The following is a 7,147-nucleotide window of genomic DNA, read 5'->3' as shown; positions in this document are numbered from 1 at the left end:
TTACAAGAAAAAAGAAATAGAATCGTTGATAGAACTTATTATTTTATGATATACCATATTACTACAAAAGAGGAAATAGATAAATCACTAATTAGCGGATCGCTGTCTGCGCCTTCATTGCAGACAGAAGGCTTTATTCATACTTGTGAAAAAGAACAGATACAAGGAGTAATCGATCGTTACTACGCCGGACACACAGGCCTTTTTCTTTTACATATAGATGAAACGAAACTTTCAGCAATGGTTAAGTATGAACTGGCTCCTTCGGTAAATGAAATGTTCCCGCATATTTTTGGGGTAATAAATAAGGATGCGGTTGTGAAGGTGGAGGAATTGTGACGTGATAGGATTGTTGTATGGACACACATTGATATCTTAAAAAAATAGTTTCACAGCAAGGTAAAAAATAGCCCAATTGTTAGAGTAAGAACTTAGAATTGCTATAGTATTATATTTGAACAAATATTTGAGATACTCTAAAAATCATTTGAGGAATACTTTGAATGCTTCATTCTTTCAAGCCTTTTCTCATAATCTTTTAATTCATATGTTAATGATATAGTTCCTCTGCGTGGTTTGTCCCAAAAAGAAGTCGGATATCTAGATTCATATAGCACCAATGTAAATTTATTTGCAATCCAAATATATTTATTAAAGTAGGGCTTTTTGGAACCCTCTTTAATGTCCCAATCACTTTTATATTTTGTTTCTTTGCCAAATGATGCTATTAGTGCGTCTGACAATTTCTTGGATTGGTTTTCATCGATAAAGACTACTATCCTTACTAAGCTATCACTTAAAAAAAATAATTTTATTTTTTCAATAGGAATATCATTTATATAATCTACCTGATTTTCAATACTTACAACATCTGATCCATCATAATCTCTTTCTTTATTTCCATACTCCTGCTTATATAAAGATTCTAATTTGTACTCCTTGAATCCATAGTTTGAATTCAGTTTTGAGATGGACTGTGAGAATCCCTTTAACCCTGCAATCATAAGAAAGATAGTAACTAATATAGAGTTCATATTGAGAATTACATTTTATATTTAATAATTATTTGTTCATTGTATAGTATAATAAAAGATTTGTTTAATTTATCCTTCGGGGTATAAATTTCTATATTCCACATATTTTGCTTGATATCTTTTCCTTTATATAAATACATATTATATTCTTTAGCATCTTCCGTAGAAGTCCAATTAAATACGCTTCCATTCGGATTAAGATTAAAAATCACGGTTTTATCGTTTTCAATAAGAATGAATTTGAATTCAGAATAACTTTCTTTAGCTAATAATTTAATCTGACAATTCGAAATTTGTTCCTTTTGCCAAACCACATCTTTATATGTTCGTGATTCTTTGCTCAAAGGAAAAAACTCAGATTTTATCTGCGCCTTTAGACTAAGTGAGTAAAAAATCAATAGAACTATACAGACTATTTTCATAATAATTATAGAATTAAGCCATTGATCAGAAAATTCTGTCCTCCAATTATTATCAAACGATCCTTCTCTTTAATTACCATTTCTTAGCTTTATATAAACTTTAAATTTTATAAAGGATATGAAATTTTTATTTAAATATAAAGGTATTAAAGAAGCATTTTATAGTATTCAAAAAAAAGGAACAATAAGCACTTACTTTATTTCATTAAATAATGAAGAATTACTTCAATTTTTGCCAACTACTTTTACGATTATTTATAATTCAAAAGAGAAACGTTGCGACTGGAATGCTATTGGTAACTATCTCTACATTGCGCATCAGGTAAATAACGCAATAGCTGAAGAAATCCTCAAAATTGAAGATTATTAAATGAGTGCTATTACTTTTACTCTTGTGTGTTTCACTTCGCCTTTGCTAGTGTTCCCCTGCGCCGTTGTTATTTTTTTTCACCAACAACACCCCAGACAATACAAAGTTACAAAACAGTTAATACCTCATTTCATATCCCCACTCCCAAAAGATAACGGCAACAGTTGCGCAGCACTTTCAATAATGATCACCTTCCCTTCCATACCGGATAAAATAAGCCTAATGGGTTGCTTGGTACGCTCTTCATACTCTGCAAGGCTCTGGCGGCACATACCGCATGGTGAAACAGGCCTGTTGCTCTCTCCCGTCCCGGAAAGATTTTGCCGTTGTTGGTGTTCCCGAGCTCTACCGTTTCGTCCCATGTTGGTGTTCTGCGCCGCCGTTGTCCGGTGTTTTCACCGACAACCTCCAAGGCAATACAAAAGTGTCGTACCACCAAACCTTCCTCACCAACATCATTTCATGTCTCCACTCCCAAAAGATAAAGGCAACAATTGCGCAGCACTTTCTATTATAATAATCTTCCCTTCCATACCTGATAAAATAAGCCTGATGGGCTGCTTTATACGCTCTTCATACTCTGCAAGGCTCTGGCGGCACATACCGCATGGTGAAACAGGCCTGTTGCTCTCTCCCGTCCCGGAAAGATTATTATAACTGATTGCGGTTGTTTTGCGTCCTTCTTCAAAGAGATAGATAATCTTTGTTTTAACAATGTCCATTCTATTATTTTCGGCAATGGAATCGAATTGCAAAGTCAGACAACTATTATTTTTTATAGACCCTGTGCCATATCCTGTTGCAATTGTGTCATGTTGAAAAAAGGTGCTATTGCAATTAAGTTCTAAAATTTGGGTGATCTGAAAAAGAGAGATGTTGCTCAAACATGGCTCCTGAAAAGCCGTTGGTTTTAATATGGGCAAAAAATAATCAATGTTAAGGTCGGCAAAAGAAATACGGATCAACTACGATAATGTTTTAAATACCAGATCTTCTAAAAAGGCCTCGATATCTTTTGGCTTTTTCTTTTTAGCAAAATCACTTAATCGTGGTAAGTGGTGCATGAAAAAGTATTGCAAATGTGATACGTCAATTACTGAACTGGCAAGGGTATTTGGATATTTATAGGAAGGGTTGTATTCAGAAAAAATTCCCGCTATCCTGCCGGATAAATCTTTAAACGGTTTGTAAAGCATTTCTTTATTGTTTTCATCAACATCTTTTGATAAATAGGTTTTATTGCCTTCAGCAACAGTTATAAAATATAATGCCCGGTGGTCAAAAGCTCCAAAATCTATCTCTATATTATCTTCCCACACCAGGATATCAATAACCTTTTTAATTTTATCAGCAGGGTTGGTAATTGTACTCAATTGAAGAATCATCTGGAATTCCAGATAATTCCAGTACCAGTTTACCAGGTATATAAGCAATTTATGTTTGTTTAGAAAATACCGGTAAATAGTTGCTTCAGTAGTTTCAATTTCAATAGCTAGTTTTTTAAAAGTAAATTGTTCGTATCCAATTGATGAAATAAGACTGATCGCTTCCTTAATTATCTTTTTCCCAAGGCTTGTGCTTTGTGGGTTTTTTAAAAAAATTCTTTCATTCAACGTTGGATTAAAATCAATGTTCATTTCCTGTTGTTTTGATAAAAGTAAAAGAAATAAATAAAAGAAATATTTTACTTTGATTTTTAATAGTGTTACTACTATATTTACGTGTAATACTATTATTAACGCATAAATACAGTAAAATGAAAAATTTACTTATCACACTAATGGCCACCTTGCTTACCTGTCTGTCAACAACAGGTATAGCTCAAAGTAAAAAAAAGAATCAAAAAAAGGATATTGCTACTGTTGCAATTGACTCAGCAAAATGGCGTGCAGATCACTACATAGAAAACAGAGACTCTGCTTATGCCGACCCAAGAGTTGGACTTAAAAAACTAATGGGTGGCAACAGGCGCTTTATTGAAGGAAAAAGCATAAGGCCCCGACAAGATAGTCTTGCCCTGCATAGCACAGAAGGCGGACAAAAACCTTACGCAATTATAGTAGGCTGCAGCGATAGCCGTGTACCTAATGAAATTATTTTTGATCAGGGTGTAGGCGATTTATTTATCGTTCGTACAGCAGGGCAGGTAATGGCACAGGCATCTTACGGCAGTATTGAATTTGCAACATTGGTACTGGGTTCAAAATTGATCGTTGTGTTGGGTCATCAAAAATGCGGTGCCGTAGATGCTGCTGTAAAACGGCCCGATAATCCACCGGGGCATATAGTTACACTTATTAATGCCATTAAACCGGCTGCAGAAAAAAGTAAGTACATGGCCGGCGACAGGTTGGATAACGCAATTCGGCAAAACGTAATAGAACAAGTAAATGAACTAAGGGATCTGGAACCGGTATTGGCAAAAAAATATCAAAATGGCGAAACATTGATTGTTGGTGCCGTGTACAACCTGCACTCGGGTAAAGTGGAATTTCTACCGGAAACACTTATGAATTTGCCGGAAAAGAGAAAATAAAATAAACAGATGTTGGTTTGGTTTTGGGTATCTGCACCGGCCTAAATAGATCCGTTTAGGCTGGTTTTTTGTTAACTTAAAATTACTGAGTATGATAAAAAAAATTCTGCCGGCGTTTGTTATTCTTTTAATGTTTAAAAATTTAACAGCTCAAAATACAAGGATTACAGATAAAAACAGCATTGGGTGGTTTAATACTTTCAGCACCATTAAATTTTCAAAAAAATGGAGTGGCCATCTGGAGTACCAATGGCGAAGGGAAAACATTGTAAAAGATTGGCAACAAAGCTTGTTCAGAACAGGAGTTAATTACCAGGTAAATAATAAACTTACGCTGCGTTTAGGCTACGCCCGGATTGAAACCTTCCCTTACGGAGACATTCCATTACAGGCTGCAGGTAAAAGATTTCCGGAACACAGGGCTTTCCAGATGGCTACCGTTACGGATAATATAAACAAGCTGGAAATGAGTCACCGTTTTATGCTTGAACAAAGATGGATTGGTCGCTATTCCAATGCAGCTTTAAGTAAACCTGATGAATTTGTATTTTTAAACAGGCTCAGGTATATGTACCGTATGCAAATGGCAATTGGCAAAAAGAAGATAGAAGATAAAACACCTTATGCAGCCATTTATGATGAAATATTCATTGGCTTTGGAAAAAATGTAAATGAAAATGTATTTGACCAAAACCGGTTAGCCATCCTCTTAGGCTATCGGTTTAATAAAAAATTCAGAGTAGAAGGTGGTTTTTTTCAGCAGATTGTTCAACTGGGAAGAGAAGTAAACACCCGCAATGTTTTTCAGTACAATAACGGAATAATTTTAAACAGCTATTTCAATTTTGATTTAACTAAAAACAGTAAATAATAAATCCGTTAAACAGAAATTAGAAATATGCGATACAAAAAATTGCTTTGTTAGCGGCAATGGCAGACGGCCCCAATAGACAGACAACTTACTAATGACGGAAAGAACTCTGATAAAAAATATTAGTATCATAAACGAGGGGCAAATAATCGTTACCGACCTATTAATACACAATGGACTAATTCAAAAAATTGGACAACTCAACGACGACATCAACGCAAAAATTATTGACGGAACAGGCAAGTATTTATTTCCCGGCATTATTGACGGACAGGTTCATTTTCGTGAACCCGGGCTAACCCACAAAGGCAACCTTTATACAGAAAGTAAAGCAGCCGTTGCAGGTGGCGTGACTTCCTTTATTGATATGCCAAATACATTTCCGAATGTATTGTCCATCGAGATCCTGAATGAAAAATATCGAATCGCTTCAGAACAATCATTAGCCAATTTCGGATTTTTCTTAGGAGTTAACGGCGACAACATTGATGAAGTAATCAAACTCGACACTACTAAACTCTTAGGCGTTTCTGATGACGGACTTTACTTTACAAAAAAGGGAAACCTGCTTGCCGACAATCCTGAAACGATGGAAAAGCTGTTTGCAAACTGCAAATCCATCATTGCTATGCATTCCGAGAAAGAGCAGATAGTTGAAGCGAACGAAAATATATATCGAGAGAAATTTGGTGAAAATGTACCCATTGAATTTCATCCGCTCATAAGAAGCGAAAAGGCTTGCTATGAAGCTACAAAAAGAGCAATTGACCTGGCAAACAAACACAACGCCCGGCTGCATATTCTGCACCTGACTACAGAAGCCGAAACACATTTATTTAGAAACGATATTCCTTTACAGGAGAAAAATATCACCACAGAAGTTTCGGTTCATCATCTATGGTTTTCCGACAAAGACTATAAGCGTTTGGGAACGCTGATCAAATGGAATCCTGCCATAAAAACAGAAGTGGACAAAATCGGGCTTTTCAATGCATTGCTGGATGATAAAATAGATATTATAACAACAGACCATGCGCCACATACTTTTGAAGAAAAACAAAAAACTTATTTTGAATCAATGTCAGGAGGTCCAATGGTGCAACATTCTTTGAATATCATGTTGGAATTTTACAAACAAGGGCTTATTTCGTTAGAGATAATTGCTGAAAAAATGTGCCATAATCCGGCGACACTTTACAGGATTGAAAAAAGAGGTTTCATACGTGAGGGCTACTTTGCAGACCTGGTAATTGTTGACTTAAATACAAGTTGGACAGTTAGCAAAGAAAATATTTTATACAAATGTGGTTGGTCGCCTTTAGAGGGAACAACATTTCAAACTAAAGTAACGCATACAATTGTAAATGGTAATTTGGTGTATGATAATGGGGTATTTAATGAAAAAACAAAAGGTCAGGCCTTCAGTACACGTTAGAATTCCCCTGCGCCGCCGTTGTCCGGTGTTTTTCACCGACAACCGCAATGCAATACAAAGTGCCGCAGCAGCAAACCTTCTTCCACTACCTCATTTCATATCCGTACTCCCATATGATAACGGTAGCAGTTGCGAAGCACTTTCTATGACGATCACCTTCCCTTTTATACCAAAGTATTATTTTACAAAATCTCTGAGTATACCATCAATTGAAAGGTCTTCGTCAATTAAAGGCCAATGTATCCCATAGCCCGAAGGAGAAATCCTATACATTGCTCTCTCTATCTCAGTTGCAGATTTGAGTCTGCCAGATAATTTATCCAATGGAATTGTAAGCTCATTCCCATTAATGTTTAGAATAATAAAATCTTGATTGAAACGAATTGTTTCGATTTTATGTGTAGCTACCATGTTGTCCTTTTAAAAAAGTTATTCCTTTCCGCCCTCGTCGGCGTTCCCGTGCGCCGCCGTTGTCCGGT

The 7,147-nt window shown here is 35.8% G+C and carries 11 protein-coding genes; 5 read left to right on the top strand and 6 right to left on the bottom strand.

Translation table 11 applies throughout. From position 1 onward, the window contains the following. On the top strand, nucleotides 1-339 hold a 339-nt coding region (locus tag H7254_RS02635), incomplete at its 5' end, for a DUF952 domain-containing protein (protein ID WP_301931514.1). A 137-nt stretch (nucleotides 340-476) separates the two neighbouring features. On the opposite strand, the gene H7254_RS02630 is transcribed toward H7254_RS02635, so the two are convergent. After that, nucleotides 477-1,004 (bottom strand): hypothetical protein, encoded by a 528-nt coding sequence (locus H7254_RS02630; RefSeq protein WP_301931513.1) that lies wholly within the window; start codon nucleotides 1,002-1,004, stop codon nucleotides 477-479. A gap of 38 nt (nucleotides 1,005-1,042) precedes the next feature. Beyond that, nucleotides 1,043-1,378: a hypothetical protein gene (locus H7254_RS02625; RefSeq protein WP_301931512.1), complete on the bottom strand. Its 336-nt coding sequence runs from the start codon at nucleotides 1,376-1,378 to the stop codon at nucleotides 1,043-1,045. A 196-nt stretch (nucleotides 1,379-1,574) separates the two neighbouring features. Here H7254_RS02625 and H7254_RS02620 point away from each other — a divergent pair, with 196 nt between their 5' ends. Next, on the top strand, nucleotides 1,575-1,826 hold the full coding sequence (locus tag H7254_RS02620) for a hypothetical protein (RefSeq protein ID WP_301931511.1): 252 nt from the start codon (nucleotides 1,575-1,577) through the stop codon (nucleotides 1,824-1,826). A 125-nt stretch (nucleotides 1,827-1,951) separates the two neighbouring features. Here the strand turns inward: H7254_RS02620 and H7254_RS02615 are convergent, their stop codons facing one another. From H7254_RS02615 to H7254_RS02605, 3 genes are all read right to left on the bottom strand, one after another. Next, on the bottom strand, nucleotides 1,952-2,188 hold the full coding sequence (locus tag H7254_RS02615; RefSeq protein ID WP_301931510.1) for a hypothetical protein: 237 nt from the start codon (nucleotides 2,186-2,188) through the stop codon (nucleotides 1,952-1,954). Nucleotides 2,189-2,281: 93 nt separating this feature from the next. Beyond that, nucleotides 2,282-2,791 (bottom strand): hypothetical protein, encoded by a 510-nt coding sequence (locus H7254_RS02610; RefSeq protein WP_301931509.1) that lies wholly within the window; start codon nucleotides 2,789-2,791, stop codon nucleotides 2,282-2,284. Continuing rightward, nucleotides 2,792-3,463: a TetR/AcrR family transcriptional regulator gene (locus H7254_RS02605; RefSeq protein ID WP_301931508.1), complete on the bottom strand. Its 672-nt coding sequence runs from the start codon at nucleotides 3,461-3,463 to the stop codon at nucleotides 2,792-2,794. A gap of 119 nt (nucleotides 3,464-3,582) precedes the next feature. Here H7254_RS02605 and H7254_RS02600 point away from each other — a divergent pair, with 119 nt between their 5' ends. The 3 genes from H7254_RS02600 to H7254_RS02590 all read left to right on the top strand — a co-directional run bounded on the left by H7254_RS02600 (nucleotide 3,583) and on the right by H7254_RS02590 (nucleotide 6,668). Next, on the top strand, nucleotides 3,583-4,362 hold the full coding sequence (locus tag H7254_RS02600; RefSeq protein ID WP_301931507.1) for a carbonic anhydrase: 780 nt from the start codon (nucleotides 3,583-3,585) through the stop codon (nucleotides 4,360-4,362). A 91-nt stretch (nucleotides 4,363-4,453) separates the two neighbouring features. Further along, a complete protein-coding gene (locus H7254_RS02595) occupies nucleotides 4,454-5,233 on the top strand; it encodes a DUF2490 domain-containing protein (protein ID WP_301931506.1) in 780 nt (259 codons plus the stop codon). Between the two features lie 94 nt (nucleotides 5,234-5,327). Beyond that, nucleotides 5,328-6,668 (top strand): dihydroorotase, encoded by a 1,341-nt coding sequence (locus tag H7254_RS02590; RefSeq protein WP_301931505.1) that lies wholly within the window; start codon nucleotides 5,328-5,330, stop codon nucleotides 6,666-6,668. A 177-nt stretch (nucleotides 6,669-6,845) separates the two neighbouring features. Here the strand turns inward: H7254_RS02590 and H7254_RS02585 are convergent, their stop codons facing one another. After that, complete coding sequence (locus tag H7254_RS02585) at nucleotides 6,846-7,079, bottom strand: DUF2442 domain-containing protein (protein WP_301931504.1); 234 nt, start codon at nucleotides 7,077-7,079, stop codon at nucleotides 6,846-6,848. Nucleotides 7,080-7,147 lie beyond the last annotated feature (68 nt).

It is taken from the genome of Ferruginibacter sp. (assembly GCF_014377975.1).
Taxonomy (GTDB): Bacteria; Bacteroidota; Bacteroidia; order Chitinophagales; family Chitinophagaceae; genus Ferruginibacter.
Note: the sequence above shows the minus strand (reverse complement) of the source record. Positions and strands in the feature narration are given on the sequence as shown.

Coding starts and splice junctions, on each gene's coding strand:
- H7254_RS02620 (WP_301931511.1), top strand. CDS start 1,575: ATGAAATTTTTATTTAAATATAAAGGTATTAAAGAAGCATTTTATAGT.
- H7254_RS02600 (WP_301931507.1), top strand. CDS start 3,583: ATGAAAAATTTACTTATCACACTAATGGCCACCTTGCTTACCTGTCTG.
- H7254_RS02605 (WP_301931508.1), bottom strand. CDS start 3,463: ATGAACATTGATTTTAATCCAACGTTGAATGAAAGAATTTTTTTAAAA.
- H7254_RS02590 (WP_301931505.1), top strand. CDS start 5,328: ATGACGGAAAGAACTCTGATAAAAAATATTAGTATCATAAACGAGGGG.
- H7254_RS02585 (WP_301931504.1), bottom strand. CDS start 7,079: ATGGTAGCTACACATAAAATCGAAACAATTCGTTTCAATCAAGATTTT.
- H7254_RS02595 (WP_301931506.1), top strand. CDS start 4,454: ATGATAAAAAAAATTCTGCCGGCGTTTGTTATTCTTTTAATGTTTAAA.
- H7254_RS02630 (WP_301931513.1), bottom strand. CDS start 1,004: ATGATTGCAGGGTTAAAGGGATTCTCACAGTCCATCTCAAAACTGAAT.
- H7254_RS02615 (WP_301931510.1), bottom strand. CDS start 2,188: ATGGGACGAAACGGTAGAGCTCGGGAACACCAACAACGGCAAAATCTT.